The organism is Streptomyces sp. NPDC026246, from assembly GCF_055567995.1.
Genome location: NZ_JBVHPJ010000010.1, coordinates 76,982 through 95,485 on the forward strand (window position 1 = coordinate 76,982; position 18,504 = coordinate 95,485).

At 71.5% G+C, this 18,504-nt stretch carries 16 protein-coding genes; 11 read left to right on the plus strand and 5 right to left on the minus strand.

From position 1 onward, the window contains the following. The first annotated feature begins 2 nt into the window (after positions 1-2). The 4 genes from ACZ4M5_RS24360 (at position 3) to ACZ4M5_RS24375 (ending at position 3,013) form a co-directional block, all read left to right on the plus strand. Positions 3-722, plus strand: coding sequence for a YggS family pyridoxal phosphate-dependent enzyme (locus ACZ4M5_RS24360; RefSeq protein WP_467739944.1), 720 nt, complete (start codon positions 3-5; stop codon positions 720-722). 129 nt (positions 723-851) lie between these two features. Beyond that, complete coding sequence (locus ACZ4M5_RS24365; RefSeq protein ID WP_062926338.1) at positions 852-1,493, plus strand: cell division protein SepF; 642 nt, start codon at positions 852-854, stop codon at positions 1,491-1,493. A gap of 70 nt (positions 1,494-1,563) precedes the next feature. Continuing rightward, positions 1,564-1,851 carry a YggT family protein gene (locus tag ACZ4M5_RS24370; protein ID WP_369196225.1) on the plus strand — a complete coding sequence of 96 codons (288 nt, stop codon included), beginning with the start codon at positions 1,564-1,566 and terminating at the stop codon, positions 1,849-1,851. A gap of 55 nt (positions 1,852-1,906) precedes the next feature. Then, the gene (locus ACZ4M5_RS24375) at positions 1,907-3,013 is read left to right on the plus strand and encodes a DivIVA domain-containing protein (protein WP_467739945.1); all 1,107 of its coding nucleotides are present in this window, start codon (positions 1,907-1,909) and stop codon (positions 3,011-3,013) included. Between the two features lie 230 nt (positions 3,014-3,243). On the opposite strand, the gene ileS is transcribed toward ACZ4M5_RS24375, so the two are convergent. Then, positions 3,244-6,387, minus strand: coding sequence for an isoleucine--tRNA ligase (gene ileS / locus ACZ4M5_RS24380; RefSeq protein WP_467739946.1), 3,144 nt, complete (start codon positions 6,385-6,387; stop codon positions 3,244-3,246). 625 nt (positions 6,388-7,012) lie between these two features. Between ileS and ACZ4M5_RS24385 the strand changes: the two genes are divergently transcribed. From ACZ4M5_RS24385 to ACZ4M5_RS24410, 6 genes are all read left to right on the plus strand, one after another. Further along, the gene (locus tag ACZ4M5_RS24385) at positions 7,013-8,428 is read left to right on the plus strand and encodes a TraR/DksA family transcriptional regulator (RefSeq protein WP_467739947.1); all 1,416 of its coding nucleotides are present in this window, start codon (positions 7,013-7,015) and stop codon (positions 8,426-8,428) included. Between the two features lie 87 nt (positions 8,429-8,515). Beyond that, the gene (lspA, locus tag ACZ4M5_RS24390) at positions 8,516-9,205 is read left to right on the plus strand and encodes a signal peptidase II (protein WP_467739948.1); all 690 of its coding nucleotides are present in this window, start codon (positions 8,516-8,518) and stop codon (positions 9,203-9,205) included. 43 nt (positions 9,206-9,248) lie between these two features. Further along, positions 9,249-10,193: an RluA family pseudouridine synthase gene (locus tag ACZ4M5_RS24395; RefSeq protein ID WP_467739949.1), complete on the plus strand. Its 945-nt coding sequence runs from the start codon at positions 9,249-9,251 to the stop codon at positions 10,191-10,193. After that, positions 10,190-10,660: a GNAT family N-acetyltransferase gene (locus ACZ4M5_RS24400; protein ID WP_467739950.1), complete on the plus strand. Its 471-nt coding sequence runs from the start codon at positions 10,190-10,192 to the stop codon at positions 10,658-10,660. The genes ACZ4M5_RS24395 and ACZ4M5_RS24400 overlap by 4 nt, the downstream gene beginning before the upstream one ends. A 106-nt stretch (positions 10,661-10,766) precedes the next feature. Then, positions 10,767-12,353, plus strand: a complete 1,587-nt coding sequence (locus ACZ4M5_RS24405) for a Na+/H+ antiporter (RefSeq protein ID WP_467739951.1) — start codon at positions 10,767-10,769, stop codon at positions 12,351-12,353. Positions 12,354-12,392: 39 nt separating this feature from the next. Next, positions 12,393-13,136 carry an SDR family NAD(P)-dependent oxidoreductase gene (locus ACZ4M5_RS24410; RefSeq protein WP_467739952.1) on the plus strand — a complete coding sequence of 248 codons (744 nt, stop codon included), beginning with the start codon at positions 12,393-12,395 and terminating at the stop codon, positions 13,134-13,136. 66 nt (positions 13,137-13,202) lie between these two features. Here ACZ4M5_RS24410 and ACZ4M5_RS24415 read toward each other — a convergent pair whose 3' ends face one another. Then, positions 13,203-14,327, minus strand: a complete 1,125-nt coding sequence (locus ACZ4M5_RS24415; RefSeq protein WP_467739953.1) for a mechanosensitive ion channel family protein — start codon at positions 14,325-14,327, stop codon at positions 13,203-13,205. A gap of 107 nt (positions 14,328-14,434) precedes the next feature. Here ACZ4M5_RS24415 and ACZ4M5_RS24420 point away from each other — a divergent pair, with 107 nt between their 5' ends. Further along, positions 14,435-15,004, plus strand: coding sequence for a dienelactone hydrolase family protein (locus tag ACZ4M5_RS24420; RefSeq protein ID WP_467739954.1), 570 nt, complete (start codon positions 14,435-14,437; stop codon positions 15,002-15,004). A gap of 3 nt (positions 15,005-15,007) precedes the next feature. Here ACZ4M5_RS24420 and ACZ4M5_RS24425 read toward each other — a convergent pair whose 3' ends face one another. The 3 genes from ACZ4M5_RS24425 to ACZ4M5_RS24435 form a co-directional block, all read right to left on the minus strand. After that, positions 15,008-16,678 (minus strand): alkaline phosphatase D family protein, encoded by a 1,671-nt coding sequence (locus tag ACZ4M5_RS24425; protein ID WP_467739955.1) that lies wholly within the window; start codon positions 16,676-16,678, stop codon positions 15,008-15,010. 160 nt (positions 16,679-16,838) lie between these two features. After that, entirely contained in the window at positions 16,839-17,663 is an 825-nt protein-coding gene (locus ACZ4M5_RS24430; RefSeq protein WP_467739956.1) for a thioredoxin domain-containing protein, read from the minus strand. Between the two features lie 81 nt (positions 17,664-17,744). Continuing rightward, on the minus strand, positions 17,745-18,440 hold the full coding sequence (locus ACZ4M5_RS24435; RefSeq protein WP_467739957.1) for a hypothetical protein: 696 nt from the start codon (positions 18,438-18,440) through the stop codon (positions 17,745-17,747). Positions 18,441-18,504 lie beyond the last annotated feature (64 nt).

Here is an 18,504-nt window from a genome sequence, read left to right on the forward strand (position 1 = left end):
GCATGACGGAGCGCAAGGACGAACTCGCCGCGAACCTGGCGAAGGTGGAGCGGCGCATCGCCGAGGCGTGCGCGGCCGCGGGGCGGGCACGCGAGGAGGTGACCCTGATCGTGGTCACCAAGACCTACCCCGCGAGCGACGTCCGCTTCCTCGCGGAGCTCGGCGTGCGGCACGTCGCCGAGAACCGCGACCAGGACGCGGCCCCCAAGGCCGCCGACTGTGCGGATCTGCCCCTCACCTGGCACTTCGTGGGTCAACTCCAGACCAACAAGGTCCGTTCGGTGGTGAATTACGCGCATTTCGTGCAGTCCATCGACCGGGCCAAGCTGGTCACCGCCCTCTCCAAGGAGGCCGTCCGGTCGGGGCGCGAACTGGGCTGCCTGCTGCAGGTCGCCCTGGACGCCGGGGAGAGTGCCCGGGGGGAGCGCGGTGGCGTGGCGCCCGACCGTATCGGCGAGTTGGCGGATCTGGTGGCCGGCGCCCCGGGCCTGCGGCTCGCCGGACTGATGACCGTCGCGCCGCTCACGGGGGAGTACGCGGGACGTGAACAGGCGGCGTTCGGGCGGTTGATGGATTTGTCGACCGACCTGCGCCGGAGTCATCCGGCTGCCACCATGGTCTCGGCAGGGATGAGTGCGGACCTCGAGCAGGCCGTGGCGGCCGGAGCGACACATGTGCGCGTCGGCAGCGCGGTACTCGGAGTCCGCCCCAGGCTCCGGTAACGTCGCCAAGAAGTCGGACCACAGCAGAAAATATGGTCATTGCCGCCGAAAGGCGGATTCAAGGACCACGTGGATCGCAGGCACTTGGCAGTCGTCAGCCGATCCACCACAGAGCGGAGGACTCAGAGCATGGCCGGCGCGATGCGCAAGATGGCGGTCTACCTCGGCCTCGTGGAGGACGATGGGTACGACGGCCGCGGATTCGACCCCGACGACGACTTCGAACCCGAACTGGACCCGGAGCCCGAGCGGGACCACCGACGGCACGAGCCGTCCCACCAGCCGCACGTCTCACATCAGCCCCAAAGGGACGAAGAGGTACGAGTCGTACAGCCGCCCGCTCCTCGCGAACCGGCCGCCCGCTCCGCTTCGCTCCCCGCGGAATCCAGCCGCCCGGCGCGCATCGCGCCCGTGGCATCCATCACACAAGAACGCGCAAACCTGGAGAAGAACGCACCGGTGATCATGCCCAAGGTCGTGTCCGAACGAGAGCCTTACCGGATCACCACACTCCACCCACGGACCTACAACGAGGCCCGTACCATCGGGGAACACTTCCGTGAGGGCACCCCGGTGATCATGAATCTGACTGAGATGGATGACACAGACGCGAAGCGACTTGTCGACTTTGCGGCCGGTTTGGTGTTTGGTCTTCACGGCAGTATCGAGCGGGTGACGCAGAAGGTGTTCCTGTTGTCGCCTGCTAACGTCGATGTCACGGCGGAGGACAAGGCCCGCATCGCAGAGGGCGGGTTCTTCAACCAGAGCTGAGACGCACCACCGGGAACATCAGTACACAACGCAACACAGCAGGGCACAGGGGAGAGGGAAGCAAGAGGTCATGGGCGTGGTTTTGGATGTCGTCTACATCGCGCTGATGTGCTTCCTCATCGTGCTCATCTTCCGGTTGGTCATGGACTACGTCTTCCAGTTCGCCCGCTCGTGGCAACCCGGCAAGGCGATGGTGGTCGTTCTGGAGGCCACCTACACTGTCACCGATCCACCGCTCAAGCTTCTGCGGCGGTTCATTCCGCCGCTGCGTCTCGGGGGCGTGGCGCTCGACCTGTCCTTCTTCGTACTGATGATCATCGTCTACATCCTGATCACACTCGTGCGGAACGCGATGTGAGCGATGTGACAGCTACGGTCTTGCCGACTGCCGACGACTACGTTGAGGTGAAGAGATGCCGTTGACCCCCGAGGACGTGCGGAACAAGCAGTTCACGACCGTCCGCCTCCGAGAAGGCTATGACGAGGACGAGGTCGATGCCTTCCTCGACGAGGTCGAAGCCGAACTGACCCGCCTGCTCCGCGAGAACGAGGACCTGCGCGCCAAGCTGGCCGCGGCCACGCGTGCGGCCGCGCAGAACCAGCAGAACATGCGCAAGCCCCCGGAGCAGCAGGACCAGCAGCAACAGCAGCAGGGCATGCGCGGTCCGGGTGGTCCCGTCCCCGCCGGCATATCGGGCCCGCCGCAGCAGCAGATGGGTGGCCCCATGGGTGGTCCGCCCCAGCTGCCGAGCGGTGCCCCGCAGCTGCCCGCCGGTCCCGGCGGTCAGGGCGGCCCCCAGGGTCCCGGCCCGATGGGCCAGGGTCCGGGTCCCATGGGCCAGCCCCCGATGCAGCAGATGGGCGGCCCGATGGGCGGCCCCATGGGCGGTCCGATGGGCGGCCCCGGTCAGCAGGGTCCCGGTGGCGACAGCGCCGCCCGTGTCCTGTCGCTGGCCCAGCAGACCGCCGACCAGGCGATCGCGGAGGCCCGTTCCGAGGCCAACAAGATCGTCGGCGAGGCCCGTTCGCGTGCCGAGGGTCTGGAGCGCGACGCCCGTGCCAAGGCCGACGCCCTGGAGCGGGACGCGCAGGAGAAGCACCGCGTCGCGATGGGCTCCCTGGAGTCCGCCCGCGCCACGCTGGAGCGCAAGGTCGAGGACCTGCGCGGCTTCGAGCGCGAGTACCGCACGCGTCTGAAGTCGTACCTGGAGTCGCAGCTGCGTCAGCTGGAGACCCAGGCCGACGACTCGCTGGCCCCGCCGCGCACCCCGGCGACCGCGTCCCTCCCGCCGTCCCCGGCGCCCTCGATGGCTCCGGCCGGCGCGAGCGCCCCGTCGTACGGCGGCAACCAGACGATGGGCGGCGCCCCTTCGCCGTCCGGCCCGTCCTACGGTGGCCAGCAGCAGATGTCCCCGGCGATGACCCAGCCCATGGCGCCGGTGCGTCCGCAGGGTCCGTCGCCGATGGGTCAGGCGCCCTCGCCCATGCGGGGCTTCCTGATCGACGAGGACGACAACTGACGGCCTGACGGCCGGTAGTACGGCGTAGCGGTCGGCAGCGTTCAGGGCGAGGCCCCGGGATCCCTCCCGGGGCCTCGCCCTTGTGCTACGCGCGTTCGCCTCCCGCACACGCCGGCGTTCGGCCGTACGCACCTGCGTTCACCGTCCGCGACCGCGTTCCGCGTACGCAACGCCGAAGGCCCGGTCCTGCCAAGATCTTCGGCGGGACCGGGCCTTCGGCGTTGCGGCGGTTACGCCTTGCGCAGGCGGAACGTGAGGGTCAGGCCCTCGTCGGTGAAGGGCTCCCCGTAGGCGCCGTCCGCCTCGCCCTGGGCGAAGTCGGTGGCGAGCACCTCGTCGGCGATCAGACCGGTGTGGTCGGTCAGGGCCTCCACCGTCGCCCGGTCCGTGGCGGTCCAGCGCAGCGCGATGCGGTCGGCCACGTCGAGGCCGCTGTTCTTGCGGGCCTCCTGGATCAGGCGGATCGCGTCACGGGCGAGGCCCGCACGGCGCAGCTCCTCGGTGATCTCCAGGTCCAGGGCGACCGTCGCACCGGCGTCGGACGCCACCGACCAGCCCTCGCGCGGGGTCTCGGTGATGATGACCTCGTCGGGGGCCAGCGTGATGGTCTCGCCGTCGACCTCGACGGACGCCGTGCCCTCGCGCAGCGCCAGGGACAGGGCGGCCGCGTCCGCGTTCGCCACGGCCTTGGCCACGTCCTGGACGCGCTTGCCGAACCGCTTGCCCAGCGCGCGGAAGTTGGCCTTGGCCGTGGTGTCCACCAGGGAACCGCCGACCTCGCTGAGCGTCGCCAGGGACTCGACGTTCAGTTCCTCCGTGATCTGCGCGCGCAGTTCGGTGTCCAGCGTCTCGAAGCCGGTCGCCGCGATCAGCGCGCGGGACAGCGGCTGCCGGGTCTTGACGCCCGACTCCGCGCGCGTGGCGCGGCCCAGCTCGACCAGGCGGCGCACCAGCACCATCTGCTTCGACAGCTCCGGGTCGATGGCGGACAGGTCCGCCTCCGGCCAGGACGACAGGTGGACCGACTCGGGGGCGCCCGGGGTGACCGGGACGATCAGGTCCTGCCAGACCCGCTCGGTGATGAACGGGGTCAGCGGGGCCATGAGCTGCGTCACGGTCGCGACGACCTCGTGCAGGGTGCGCAGGGCCGCCTTGTCGCCCTGCCAGAAGCGGCGGCGGGAGCGGCGCACGTACCAGTTGGACAGGTCGTCGACGAACGCGGACAGCAGCTTGCCGGCGCGCTGGGTGTCGTAGGCGTCCAGCGCCTGGGTGACCTGGTCGGTGAGGGCGTGCAGCTCGGACAGCAGCCAGCGGTCCAGCACCGGGCGGTCGGCCGGGGCCGGGTCGGCTTCGGACGGGGCCCAGTTCGACGTACGGGCGTACAGGGCCTGGAAGGCGACCGTGTTCCAGTACGTCAGGAGGGTCTTGCGGACGACCTCCTGGATGGTGGTGTGGCCCACGCGGCGGGCCGCCCAGGGGGAGCCGCCGGCCGCCATGAACCAGCGGACCGCGTCGGCGCCGTGCTGGTCCATCAGCGGGATCGGCTGCAGGATGTTGCCCAGGTGCTTGGACATCTTGCGGCCGTCCTCGGCGAGGATGTGACCGAGACAGACCACGTTCTCGTACGACGACTTGTCGAAGACGAGCGTGCCGATCGCCATCAGCGTGTAGAACCACCCACGCGTCTGGTCGATGGCCTCGCAGATGAACTGCGCCGGATAGCGGGCCTCGAACAGCTCCTTGTTCTTGTACGGGTAGCCCCACTGCGCGAACGGCATCGAGCCCGAGTCGTACCAGGCGTCGATCACCTCGGGCACGCGCGTGGCGGTCTTGCCGCAACCGCCCTGCGGGCAGGCGAAGGCGACCTCGTCGATGAACGGGCGGTGCGGGTCCAGGCCCGACTGGTCGGTGCCGGTCAGCTCGGTCAGCTCGGTGAGCGAGCCGACGCAGGTGAGGTGGTCGTCCTCGCAGCGCCAGATGGGCAGCGGGGTGCCCCAGTAGCGGTTGCGGGACAGCGCCCAGTCGATGTTGTTGTTCAGCCAGTCGCCGTAGCGGCCGTTCTTGACCGTGTCCGGGAACCAGTTGGTGCCCTCGTTCTCCGCGAGGAGGCGGTCCTTGACGGCGGTGGTGCGGATGTACCAGGACGGCTGGGCGTAGTAGAGCAGCGCGGTGTGGCAGCGCCAGCAGTGCGGGTAGCTGTGCTCGTACGGGATGTGCTTGAAGAGCAGGCCGCGGCCGTCGAGGTCGGCGGTGAGCTTCTCGTCGGCCTTCTTGAAGAAGACGCCGCCGACGAGCGGGACGTCCTCCTCGAAGGTGCCGTCCGGGCGGACCGGGTTGACCACGGGCAGGCCGTAGGAGCGGCAGACCTTGAGGTCGTCCTCACCGAAGGCGGGGGACTGGTGGACCAGACCCGTGCCGTCCTCGGTGGTGACGTACTCCGCGTTGACCACGAAGTGGGCGACCTCGGGGAACTCGATCAGCTCGAAGGGGCGCTGATAGGTCCAGCGCTCCATCTCGGCGCCCGTGAACGTCCGGCCGGTGGCCTCCCAGCCCTCGCCGAGGGCCTTGGCGAGCAGCGGCTCCGCGACGACGAGCTTCTCCTCACCGTTCGTCGCGACGACGTAGGTGACCTCGGGGTGGGCGGCGACGGCCGTGTTGGACACCAGGGTCCAGGGGGTCGTCGTCCACACCAGGAGCGCGGCCTCGCCGGCGAGCGGGCCGGAGGTGAGCGGGAAGCGGACGAAGACCGAGGGGTCGACGACCGTCTCGTAGCCCTGCGCCAGCTCGTGGTCGGACAGGCCCGTGCCGCAGCGGGGGCACCAGGGGGCGACACGGTGGTCCTGCACCAGCAGGCCCTTGTTGAAGATCTCCTTCAGCGACCACCAGACCGACTCGATGTACTCGGGGTCCATCGTGCGGTACGGGTCGTTCAGGTCGGTCCAGTAGCCCATGCGGGTCGTGAGCTCTTCGAAGGCGTCCGTGTGCCGGGTCACCGACGCACGGCACTTCTCGTTGAACTCGGCGATGCCGTACGCCTCGATGTCCTGCTTGCCGGAGAAGCCGAGCTCCTTCTCGACGGCGAGCTCCACCGGGAGGCCGTGGCAGTCCCAGCCGGCCTTGCGGGCGACGTGGTAGCCGCGCATGGTGCGGAAGCGGGGGAAGACGTCCTTGAAGACGCGGGCCTCGATGTGGTGGGCACCGGGCATGCCGTTGGCGGTGGGCGGGCCCTCGTAGAACACCCACTCGGGGCGGCCCTCGGACTGCTCCAGGCTCTTGGCGAAGATCTTCTGCTCGCGCCAGAAGTCGAGCACGGCGTGCTCGAGTGCGGGCAGGTCGACCTGGGCGGGTACCTGGCGGTACGTCGGCGATGTCATCAGCGGGCTTCCTCCGGCGGACTTGCTGCCTTCCGTCCGGAGGGACGAGAGCTACGTCTGCCTGCGCCGCCTTCGGCGCGCTCCCGCGGTACCACCCTCCTTGGCCCCCCGGCACGGGGTGTGCGCCGGTGAGCCCCCTCATTGGGGTCGCGATGCCGGGTCTACTGGCCGCTGCCTGGGCTGCGGCGTTCTTCCGGCGGCTCCGGGGTGATCTTCACGTCGCGCTCGCCCCCGGGCTTCCACCGTCCCCGGGTCGCTCTGGGCTGCGTACGCCGCTACTCGTCCCCATCCACGCTTCTCGCTCCGCCCAGTGTACGGCGCCGGGCGGGTGGCGGCCGACCCGCTTTCCGGGCCGGGCAGGGGCTGGTCGGAGGACCGGGAGGGGCACCGAGGGCGGAATGGGTTTGATGACCCGAATGGAGCGGGTATGGGTGTTCGGATCCTGGGACGCCCTGACCGGCGGATTACCAGGCGGGGAGCTGGGCACAACGGATGCAGGTCCGCCGCGCGGCGTGCGCGAGGCGGGCGAATCGGGCGGTGTGCCCCGTTGCCGCGGGACTCGAGTCGATTTATCGTCCCAGCACGATTCGCGAGCAAGATCACAATATGTGAAGGGGCCGCGGCCATGGTGGCGAAGAAGACCGCCGTACAGCAGCCGGCGTCCGGCAGGTCCGCGGGGTCCTCCGGCGGCGCGGCCAAGGACATCGGCGGGAAGAAGTCCGCGCAGGCGGGGCCGGCGGGGCGGGCGGCGAAGGGGGCGGCGCAGAAGGCGACCGAGGGGGCGAAAGCGGTCGTCCGCAAGACGAAGGCGGCGGTGAAGAGGACTGCCCCGGGCGGGAAGGACGCCGGGGGCGAGACGGACACGCCGGGGGCGACCGAGGCCGGGAAGCCTGCGGCCGGCAAGGCGTCGGGCGGCAAGGCGGCGGCCGGAAGGGCGGTGGCCGGAGGGGCGCCCACGGGGAAGGCGAGCGAGGGGAAGGACGGGCCGGCCCCGAGGAGGACGGCGTCCGCGAAGGCGGCTGCGGAGGGGTCCCCCGGCGGGGAACCCCTGAGCGGGTCGGCTGCGGCTTCGAGGCGGGTGGCCTCTGCGAAGGCGGCTGCGGGGAAGTCCGCGGGCGGGAAGTCCGCGCGCGGGTCGGCTGCGGCTTCGAGGGGGGCGGCGTCCGCGAAGGCAGCTGCGGAGGAGTCCGCCGGCGGGGAGTCCGAGACCGGACCGGTCGCGGCCGCTGGGACCGCCGCGAAGGAGACGGTCGCCAAGAAGGCCGCCGCCAAGAAGACGCCGGGCAAGAAGGCCGTTGCCAAGAAGACGCCGGGTAAGAAGACCACTGCCAAGAAGGCCCCGGCGCGGAAGGTGGCGGGCGGCACGGCGCAGGCGGGGGAGACCGTCGCGGAGAAGGGCGCCCGGGGCGCCGCCGGGCAGGGCGCCACGGACACGAGCACCACCACGAAGGGCGCGACCGGAAAGGGCACCGCCCGGACCGGCGCGGTCACACAGGACACGGCCGGCAGCAGCACGGCCAAGAAGGCGGGCGCGGCCCACGCCGCGCAGCAGACGGGAGCGACCACGGTGAGTGCGAAGAAGACTCCTGGCGCGGCGACGGCGGCCAAGACCGCCGTGCCGAAGGCGCGCGGCGCGGCCGAGCCCGGTGAGCTCGCGGTACGTCCGGGCGAGGACCCCTGGACTGCGGAGGAGGTCGACGAGGCGCGGTCGGAGCTGATGTCGGAGGAGACCCGGCTGCGGGAGGAGATCGCGTCCTCGGAGCGGTCGCTGGCCGGTCTGATGCGGGACTCCGGTGACGGCGCCGGGCACGACGAGGCCGACACCGGCAGCAAGAACATCACGCGCGAGCACGAGCTGGCCCTGGCCGCCAACGCGCGCGAGATGCTCGACCAGACCACGCGCGCGCTGGAGCGCCTCGACGCGGGCACCTACGGCCTGTGCGAGAACTGCGGCAACCCCATCGGCAAGGCCCGGATGCAGGCCTTCCCGCGGGCCACGCTGTGCGTGGAGTGCAAGCAGAAGCAGGAGCGCAGGTACTGACCGGTGCCGAATGCCTCCTGAGCACGTGGATCGCGGCGGGCGTGTCGTACCCTCGTGCTCAGTCAGGCACCTAGGCGAGGGACTCACGTGGCAGAGGCGGAGCGCATCATCGGTACGCCGGACACTCCGGACGCGGCCGGGGCCGGGCGGGAGCGGCCCGGCGAGGACGCGGCGCCCGGTGGGAGCGCCGGCTCCGAGGGCGCTCCCACCGCGGGGTCGGGCACCGACCGGACCCCGGTGGCCGACGGAGCCGCCGGAGCCGACGGGTCCGAGGCCGCCGGGCGGCCCCGGGGCAGGCGCCGGATCGCGGTCCTGTTCGCGGTGGCCGCCTTCGCCTACGCCCTGGACCTGGTCAGCAAGCTGATCGTGGTGGCGAAGCTGGAGCATCACCCGCCGATCGAGATCGTCGGGGACTGGCTGAGGTTCGAGGCGATCCGCAACGCGGGCGCCGCCTTCGGCTTCGGTGAGGCCTTCACCGTGATCTTCACCGTGATCGCGGCGGCGGTGATCGTGGTGATCGCCCGCCTGGCCCGCAAGCTGTACAGCCTGCCCTGGGCGATCGCGCTGGGCCTGCTGCTCGGCGGTGCGCTGGGCAACCTCACCGACCGGATCTTCCGGGCTCCCGGCGTCTTCGAGGGCGCGGTCGTCGACTTCATCGCACCCAAGCACTTCGCCGTGTTCAACCTGGCCGACTCGGCGATCGTGTGCGGCGGCATCCTGATCGTGCTGCTGTCGTTCAAGGGGCTCGACCCCGACGGGACCGTCCACAAGGACTGAGCGCGCGTACGGCCCTGTCGGAGCCGTCCGGCATACTCGACGGGTGAGCACGATTCCCGAGATCCGTACCCTGCCCGTGCCCGACGGCCTGGAGGGCGAGCGCGTCGACGCCGCCATCTCCCGCATGTTCGGCTTCTCCCGTACCAAGGCCGCCGAGCTGGCCGCCGCGGGAAAGGTCACGGTCGACGGATCGGTGGTCGGCAAGTCGGAGCGCGTGCACGGCGGCGCCTGGCTGGAGGTCGAGATGCCGCAGGCGCCCGCGCCGGTGCAGGTGGTGGCCGAGCCGGTCGAGGGCATGGAGATCGTCCATGACGACGACGACGTGGTCGTCATCGTCAAGCCGGTCGGCGTGGCCGCGCACCCCTCGCCCGGGTGGACCGGCCCGACCGTCATCGGGGGCCTGGCCGCCGCCGGGTACCGGATCTCGACGTCCGGGGCGGCCGAGCGCCAGGGGATCGTCCACCGCCTCGACGTCGGCACGTCCGGCCTGATGGTGGTCGCGAAGTCGGAGTACGCGTACACGTCGCTCAAGCGCCAGTTCAAGGAGCGCACGGTCGACAAGCGGTACCACACGCTGGTCCAGGGCCATCCCGACCCGACCAGCGGCACCATCGACGCGCCCATCGGCCGGCACCCCCAGCACGACTACAAGTGGGCGGTCACCGCCGAGGGCAAGCCGTCGGTGACGCACTACGACCTGATCGAGGCCTTCCGCGCGGCGTCCCTGCTGGACGTGAAGCTGGAGACCGGCCGCACCCACCAGATCCGCGTCCACATGGCCGCTCACCGCCACCCCTGCGTCGGCGACCTGACCTACGGCGCCGACCCGACGCTCGCCAAGCGCCTGCGGCTGACGCGGCAGTGGCTGCACGCGGTGCGGCTCGGCTTCGAGCACCCCGGGGACGGGCAGTGGGTGGAGTTCTCCTGCGACTACCCGGAGGACCTGCAGCAGGCCCTGGACCAGGTCCGGGAGGAGACGTACGCGTGAGCACGGGGACGTACGCGGTGCGGGTCGCAGAGGATCCGGCGGACCGCGAGGCGTGCTTCGCGGTGCGCAAGGAGGTCTTCGTCGGCGAGCAGGGCGTTCCCGAGGACCTCGAGTACGACGCGTACGACGCCGGGGCCGTGCACGTGCTGGCCGTCCGGGAGGACGGTGCGCCGCTCGGGACCGGGCGGCTGCTGACCGGGGCGGCGGCCGTGGCGCAGACCGGTGCGGACCCTTCCGTGGGGTGCCTGGGCCGGCTGGCGGTGGCGGCCCACGCGCGCGGGCTCGGGGTCGGGGCCGCCCTCGTGCGGGCCGTCGAGGAGGCGGCGCGCGCCCGCGGACTCGTGGCCATGGACCTGCACGCGCAGACGCACGCGCTCGGCTTCTACGCGCGGCTCGGCTACGAACCGTACGGGCCCGAGTACCTGGAGGCCGGCATTCCGCATCAGGGGATGCGGCGTTCCCTCTGAGCCGTTCCGGCCGGTGCCGCAGGGGTGCAGAAACGGTTTGCCCAGGCAGTCGCGTGGCAGTCTTGAGATCAGTCGTGTGCACCTCTGACCTCCCGGAGCGCTGACCGTGGATCAGCTGGCCCTGCTGTTCGTCCTGCTGCTCGGGGCCGTGATCAGTGTTCCGCTCGGGGACCGGCTCGGCGTCCCCGCTCCGGTGCTGATGACGCTCCTGGGCATCGTCCTGGCCCTGCTCGAGTTCGTGCCGAACGTCGAGATCCCGCCGGACCTGATCCTGCCGCTGCTGCTGCCGCCCCTGCTGTACGCGGCCGTACGGCGTACCTCGTGGCGGCAGTTCACGGCGAACAAGAGACCCATCTTCCTGCTGGCCGTGGCGCTGGTGTTCGTCACCATGGCCTGTGTGGCCGCTGCGGCGGACGCGATCGTGCCGGGCCTGCCGCTCGCCGCCGCGTTCGCGCTCGGGGCGCTGGTGGCACCACCCGACCCGGTCGCCGCGACCGCCGTGGCCGGACAGCTCGGTCTGCCCCGCCGCCTGGTGTCGATCCTGGAGGGCGAGGGCCTGTTCAACGACGTCACGGCCATCGTGCTCTACCACGTGGCGATCGCCGCCGCCGTCAGCGGGACGTTCTCGCCCTGGCAGGCCGGTCTGGACCTGGTGCTGTCGGCCGTCGTCGCGGTGGCCGTGGGGCTCGCGCTGGGCTGGGGCGCCAACAAGCTGATGGACCTCCTGGGCGACGCGACCCTGCAGATCGGGCTGACCCTGCTGGTGCCGTACGCCGCCTACGTGATGGCCGAGGAACTGCACGGCTCCGGCGTGCTCGCCGTGCTGACCACCGCGCTGTTCCTCGCCGAGCACGGCTCCGACGCCGACGACGTCATGACGCGGCTGGCCGGGCACACCTTCTGGAACATCGTCGACACGCTCGTCACCGGCGTCGCGTTCGGACTGGTCGGCCTGGAGCTGCACAACGCGATCAACACCGCGTCCGGGCGGTGGGGCGAACTGCTCGGCTGGGCGGCGCTCGTGGTGTGCGTGGTCGTGTTCGTACGGCTGCTGTGGCTGCTGCCGGCGACGTGGCTGACCAAGCGGCTGCACGCGCGGCGGGACTACGACGAGGACATCCCCGTCAGCTGGCGCGAGACCGTCGTCATGTGGTGGGCGGGGATGCGCGGCGTCGCGTCCGTCGCACTGGTGCTGGCGATCCCGCTGGAGACCGACAGCGGCTCCCCGTTCCCCAGCCGCGACGAGATCATCTTCATCGCCTTCGGCGTGATCATGGCGACGCTGGTACTGCAGGGCCTGACCCTGCCCTGGCTGGTGCGGCGCCTGGGCGTGAAGGCCGACACCGACCACGAGAAGGAGTTCGCCAAGTCCCTGGCGCTGCGCGCGGCCAAGGCGGCCAAGGGGCGGCTGCGGGAGATCGAGGAGGACGAGGAGCTTCCGGAGGAGCTGTCCGAGCAGATGCTGCGCCGGGCCATGGACATCGCGGTGCGCATCAGCCCGGAGCTGGCCGAGGACGAGCGCCGCGAGGCGTACCGGGAGCGCGCCCGGCGGGTGAAGCGGGTCCGGCAGATCCAGCAGCAGATGCTCAGCGCGGCACGCCACGAGGTGCTGTCGGCGCGCAGCGAGCCGGGCGCCGACCCGGAGGTGGTGGACCGGGTCATGCGGCACCTGGACGTGCGCAGCCTGCGATGAACTCGCACGCGCCGCCTGACGGGTCGTAAGGTCGTGCGCATGGCACGCAACGTGGTGATCAGTGGTGGCGGCACGGGAATCGGGCTCGCGGCGGCGCGGGTCTTCGCGGCGGACGGCGACCGGGTGCTGCTGCTCGGCCGGCGGGCCGGGGTACTGGAGCAGGCCGGCGTGCCCGGCGCGCTGACCTACGCGGCCGATCTCGCGGAGCCGGACGACGTGCGCGGTGTCGCCGCCTTCGTGCAGCGGGAACTGGGCGCGGTGGACGTGCTCGTCCACAGCGCCGGGGGCAACGGACTGCTCGAGGCGGACGACGGGGGCGACGGCGACGCGCTGCACGGCGTCGCCCACACCTGGACGGTGAACTTCCGGCTCAACCTGCTGACCGCCGTGCTGCTGACCGAGGCGCTGAAGCCGCGCCTGGCCGAGCCCGGCGGGCGGGTGCTGTTCCTCGGTTCCATCGCCGCCTTCCGGGGATCCGGCAGCGGGGCCTACGCGGCGGCCAAGGCCGGACTCCACCCGTACGCCCACGAACTGGCCCGGGAGCTGGGCCCGCGCGGCATCACCGTGAACGTCGTCGCGCCGGGATACGTCGAGGACACCGAGTTCTTCGGGGACGCGATGGCCGACGAGCGGCGGGAGCGGCTCATCGCCGAGACCTCCACCGGACGGGCCGGGACCCCCGGCGACGTCGCCGGGACCCTGCACTGGCTGGCCTCACCGGGCGCCCGGCACGTCACCTCCCAGATCATCCAGGTCAACGGTGGCGCCGAGCGCGGCCACTGACCGGGCGAGCACGCGCGAGGGCCGCCCGCGCAACTCGCGGGCGGCCCTCCCGGTCAAGGGCCCGGCTCAGCGATCGGTGCGGCCCGAGCCGTGGTACCGGCGCTGCGGCACCGGCACGCTGTCGTGGGAGAAGCGGTGGCCGTTGCGGGACGGGGGCAGCACCGCGTCGGCGGTGTTCACCCGGGGCAGGGCGTAGGGGTGCTCCGCGGTCAGCCAGCGGATCATCTCCTCGCGGACGGTGACCCGCACGGTCCAGATGTCGTCCGCGTCCTTGGCCGTCACCAGCGCCCGCACCTCCATGGTGCTGGGTGTGCTGTCCGTCACGGACAGGCTGTAGGCGCGGCCGTCCCAGGCCGGGCACTCGCGCAGGATGTCGCGGAGCTTGTCGCGCATCGCCTCCACGGGCGCCGAGTGGTCGACGTGCCAGAACACGATGCCGGTCATCTGCGGAGTGCCGCGCGACCAGTTCTCGAACGGCTTGGACGTGAAGTACGACACCGGCATGGTGATCCGGCGCTCGTCCCAGGTACGGACGGTCAGGAAAGTCAGCGTGACCTCCTCGACCGTGCCCCACTCGCCGTCCACCACCACCGTGTCCCCGATGCGCACCATGTCGCCGAAGGCGATCTGGAAGCCCGCGAACATGTTGCTCAGCGTGGACTGCGCGGCGACACCGGCGACGATGCCGAGGATGCCGGCCGAGGCCAGCAGGGACGCGCCGGCCGCCTTGAACGCCGGGAAGGTCAGCAGCATGCTCGCCGCGGCCACCACGCCGACGATCGCGGACACCACCCGCATGATGAGCGACACCTGGGTGCGCACGCGGCGCACCCGGGCCGGGTCCCGGTGCGCCCGGGCGTGGGCGTACCGGCTGTAGGACGTCTCGACGATCGCCGCCGCGATCCGGATGACCAGCCAGGCGGTGGACCCGATCAGCACCAGGGTCAGCGTCCGCCCGACGGCCTCCTCACGGCTCTGCAGCAGCTGCGCCTGGTCGTAGGACCCTCTCAGCAGGGCGGCGCACAGCACGAGCTGGTAGGGGATGCGGGCACGGCGGAGCAGACCCCACAGCGGGGTGTCGTGGTGCCGTCGGTCGGCCTTGCGCAGCAGGAAGTCGGTGGCCCAGCCGATCACCAGCGTGAGCACGACCGAGCCACCGACCACGATCAGCGGTCGTAGCAGGTTCTCCATGCCACCGAACCTAACCGGCTCACCGGGGACATGAACATGTGACTTCCACTGCGTCCGGGGTACTGCCGCGATCACGGGCCCCCACACCCGGCTGGCACCATGGCCCCATGAACATCATGCTCTTTCACTCCACCTACGGGCTGCGGCCCGCCGTCCATCAGGCCGCCGACCGGCTGCGGTCGGCCGGGCACCAGGTGTGGACGCCCGACCTCTTCGAGGGGCGCACGTTCGAGGCGGCCGAGGAGGGCATGGAGCACAAGGAGAAGATCGGCAAGGACGAGCTGCTGAGGCGGGCGGTGCTGGCCGCCGCGCCCTACTCGGAGCGCGGGCTGGTCTACGCCGGGTTCTCGCTCGGCGCCTCCGTGGCGCAGACCCTCGCCCTCGGCGACGACAAGGCGCGCGGCCTGCTGCTCCTGCACGGCACGTCGGACATCGCCCCGGGCGCCACGGCCGAGGACCTGCCGGTCCAGCTGCACGTGGCGGAGCCGGACCCCTTCGAGACGGACGACTGGCTCAGCGCCTGGTACCTGCAGATGGGCCGCACCGGAGCCGACGTCGAGGTGTACCGGTACGCCGGGGCCGGTCACCTCTACACCGACCCCGACCTGCCCGACTACGACGCGGAGGCCGCCGAGGCCACCTGGGGGGTGGCACTCGGCTTCCTCGAGACCCTGTAGCGGTTACACCGGGTCGTAGGTGCGCTCGACCTTCTGTGTGCCGCTGCGGGTGCGGTACGAGCGGGACCACTTGGCCGTCGCGTCGCGCTTCGCGCGGTCGGAGACGACGTAGTAGTCCATCTGCGCGCGTTCGGCCGTGAGGTCCAGGACGCCGAAGCCGTGCCGGTCGGTGTCGACCCAGTGCACGTGCCGGTTGGCCGCGCGGATCACCGGCGAGGCGACCGCGGAGACCGTGCCCTCCGGCACCTTGACGATGTCGTCGAGGTTGTCCGAGGTGACCGAGGTGACGACGAACTCCGTCGCGGCCGACGGGGACAGCGGGTAGGTGCCGGCGTCGACCGGCACGTCGTTGGCCCACGCCATGTGGATGTCGCCGGTGAGGAAGACCGTGTTGCGGATGGCGTTCGCGCGCAGGTGAGCCAGGATCTCGCGGCGGTCGTCGGTGTAGCCGTCCCACTGGTCGGTGTTGAGGGCGAGGCCCTCCTGCGGCAGGCCCAGCAGCTTGGCGAGCGGCTTGAGCAGGTCGGCGGAGAGCGAGCCGATGGCGAACGGTGAGATCATCACGGAGTTGCCGACCAGGCGCCAGGTGGTGTCGGACGCCTTCAGGCCCGCCTTGAGCCAGTCGAGCTGGGCGCGGCCGGTGAGGGTGCGGTCCGGGTCGTCGACCTCGCCGTTGCCGACCTTGACCTGCTGGGAGCGGAACGAGCGCAGGTCGAGCAGCGAGAGGTCGGCCAGCTTGCCGAAGCGCAGCCGGCGGTAGGTGGTGCCCGCGAGGGCGGGACGCACCGGCATCCACTCGAAGTAGGCCTGCTTCGCGGCGGCCTGACGGGCGGAAAAGCTGCCCTCGGCGCCCTCGGTGTGGTTCTCCGCGCCGCCCGACCAGGTGTCGTTGGCGAACTCGTGGTCGTCCCAGATCGCCACGACCGGGGCCGCGGCGTGCAGCGCCTGCAGGTCCGGGTCGGTCTTGTAACGGGCGTGCCGGGTGCGGTAGTCGGCCAGCGTGACGATCTCGTGCGCCGGGGCGTGCGGGCGGACGACCTTGCCGCGGGTGCCGTACTCGCCGGTGCCGTACTCGTAGATGTAGTCGCCCAGGTGCAGCCAGGCGTCCAGGTCGCCGCGGGCCGCGAGGTGCCGGTACGGGGAGAAGTAGCCGGCCTCCCAGTTGGCGCAGGAGGCCACGCCGAAGCGCAGGCCCGTGACGGCCGCGTCGTGCGCGGGGGCGGTGCGGGTGCGGGCGGCGGGGGAGTCGGTGCCGCCGGCGGAGAAGCGGAACCAGTAGTCGGTGGCCGGCTCCAGACCGCGGATGTCGGCCTTCACGGTGTGGTCGGAGGCGGCCGTCGCGAGGGTGGAGCCCTTGGCGACGATGTTCGTGAACGCCTTGTCCCGGGCGACGATCCAGCTCACCTCGGTGTCCGGACCGGCACCGGAGCCCGGTATCGCCTCCGGGACGGGCGTCACACGCGTCCACAGCAGGACGCCGTCCGGCAGGGGGTCGCCGGAGGCGACGCCGTGCAGGAAGGCGGGGGCCTGATCCACGGCGCGGGCGGGCAGGGTTGCCGCCAGCGGCCCGGCCAGGACAGCAGTCGCCGCCGCGGCCTTGACGACCGTACGGCGGCGAGGAGTGAGGGAGTTGAGGCCCTCGGACGTGTTCGATGATCTGTATCGACTGGTCACGGCCGATCAGGTTACCGGTCGGTATGACCCAGGGCGGGCGAACTCCCGAAGTTCGCCCGCTGTTTGAGTAGTGGCTCCTCACATCCCCCCGGCCGGCCCGCGCGCGGCGTCGTCCCGTGCTACCGCGGGCCGGGCCCGCGGACCGGCCGGGAGGGCCCGGCTACTTCTTGAGGGCGGCGTCGATCGCCTTGGTGAAGTCGGCGGTGGTCATCGGGGTGCTCTCACCGTCGCTGCCGGTGATCTTCTTGCCGTCCATGACCAGGGAGGGCGTGCCCTGGAAGCCGTACTTCTTGCCGTCGGCGTCGAACTTCTCGCTCATGACCAGCGCCCACTTGTCGTAGGTGCCCTTCTCGACCGCCGTCCGGAAGGTCTTGTTGCCCTTCAGACCGTCGACGGAGTTCGCCACCTCGATCAGGTAGTCGTCGTCCTTGAACTTGTCCTCGGTCTCCTCCGGGTGGAACTTCGTCGAGTACAACGCCGTCTTGTACTCCATGAAGGCCTCGGGGCCGACGTTCAGGGCGGCGCCGAGCGCGCTCAGGGCGTTCTTGGAGCCCACTCCCGGCACGTTCCTGTCGATGAACGTCGCACCGACGAACTGGATCTTGTACTTGCCGTCCTCGACGTCCTTGTCGACGGTCGGGCCGACGGACTGCTCGAACGCGGCGCAGGCCGGGCAGCGCGGGTCCTCGTACATGACGAGGGTTTTCTCGGCGCTGTCCTTGCCGATGACGACCGTGGTGCCGTCCTTGCCGGAGGTGTTGGCCGGCTTGACGAGCTTGGCGTCCTTCGCGGCGTCCCATCCGTCGGGCTCGTTGGCCTGGACGACCGCGTAGCCGATGCCGCCGGCTATCGCCAGGACGGCGACGATCGAACCGGCGACGATGACCTGCCGCCTGGTCTTCGCGCGCTTGGCCTCGCGCTCGCGCTCGATGCGCAGCCGCTCGCGGGCCGCCGTCTTGGCCGCCTGGCTGTTCCGCTTGCTCATGGTGGTGTTCTCCAGTGGGGGACGCGCACACGCCGGTGCGCGGACTACGTGAGGGGGACTGCGGGTGCTCGGGGGAGTGCCTCAGACGAGGACGGGCGAGCACGGCGGTCCACGCCGTCCCAGGGAGTACGCGAGGAGCCGGCCGCGGGCGCCGGCCCCGCGGCGGGCCGCGGGGCCGGCCGGCCGGCGTCCGGCGGGGGCCCGCTCCACCGTGACCGCGGCGACCGCCAGCAGCAGCGGCCGGAACGTCGTCGCGGCCACCGCCCGCAGCAGCTGCGCGAGGGCCCGCTCGCCCCGGCGCAGCCAGAGGGCGGCCGTGAGGCCGACCCCGAGGTGCGCACCGAGCAGCAGCCAGGCCGTGGCCGGGTCGGCGTGGGCGATCGTGGCGGCGAGCCGCTCGGTGCCGGTGGCGTCGGCCACCCGGGCCAGCGGACCGCCGATCTCGCCGCCGCCGCAGAGCACCTCCAGGCCGACCGAGCGCAGCGGGCCCGCGACCGGGCCGCCCGCCCGGCCGTAGCAGGCGTGCTGGCCGGTGGTGAACACGGTGTCGGCGGCCAGCTCCAGCGGGACCAGCAGGGCCGCGATCCGGGCGAAGGAGCGCTCGCGACCCGCCAGGGCGAACGCGAGGGCGAACACGGCGGCGGCGACCGCGCTCACCGTGCCCACCGGCAGGGGGACCCGCGACAGCAGCACGTGCGACGCGGTGCTGAGCGTCACGACCACGGCCGTGAACAGCGCCGCGCGTACGGCTCTGAGCGGGATCCCGGATATGTCCATAGCGATAGGAGAGTCTGTCACGCGGTCCGGTAAGAGACCCCTAAAGGGTGGCTGTGAAAGGTGC

Excerpts from the sequence above, each read along its gene's own strand:
- ACZ4M5_RS24360 (WP_467739944.1), top strand. The coding sequence starts at position 3 with ATGACGGAGCGCAAGGACGAACTCGCCGCGAACCTGGCGAAGGTGGAG.
- ACZ4M5_RS24365 (WP_062926338.1), top strand. The coding sequence starts at position 852 with ATGGCCGGCGCGATGCGCAAGATGGCGGTCTACCTCGGCCTCGTGGAG.
- ACZ4M5_RS24370 (WP_369196225.1), top strand. The coding sequence starts at position 1,564 with ATGGGCGTGGTTTTGGATGTCGTCTACATCGCGCTGATGTGCTTCCTC.
- ACZ4M5_RS24375 (WP_467739945.1), top strand. The coding sequence starts at position 1,907 with ATGCCGTTGACCCCCGAGGACGTGCGGAACAAGCAGTTCACGACCGTC.
- ileS (WP_467739946.1), bottom strand. The coding sequence starts at position 6,387 with ATGACATCGCCGACGTACCGCCAGGTACCCGCCCAGGTCGACCTGCCC.
- ACZ4M5_RS24385 (WP_467739947.1), top strand. The coding sequence starts at position 7,013 with ATGGTGGCGAAGAAGACCGCCGTACAGCAGCCGGCGTCCGGCAGGTCC.
- ACZ4M5_RS24410 (WP_467739952.1), top strand. The coding sequence starts at position 12,393 with ATGGCACGCAACGTGGTGATCAGTGGTGGCGGCACGGGAATCGGGCTC.
- ACZ4M5_RS24415 (WP_467739953.1), bottom strand. The coding sequence starts at position 14,327 with ATGGAGAACCTGCTACGACCGCTGATCGTGGTCGGTGGCTCGGTCGTG.
- ACZ4M5_RS24420 (WP_467739954.1), top strand. The coding sequence starts at position 14,435 with ATGAACATCATGCTCTTTCACTCCACCTACGGGCTGCGGCCCGCCGTC.
- ACZ4M5_RS24430 (WP_467739956.1), bottom strand. The coding sequence starts at position 17,663 with ATGAGCAAGCGGAACAGCCAGGCGGCCAAGACGGCGGCCCGCGAGCGG.
- ACZ4M5_RS24435 (WP_467739957.1), bottom strand. The coding sequence starts at position 18,440 with ATGGACATATCCGGGATCCCGCTCAGAGCCGTACGCGCGGCGCTGTTC.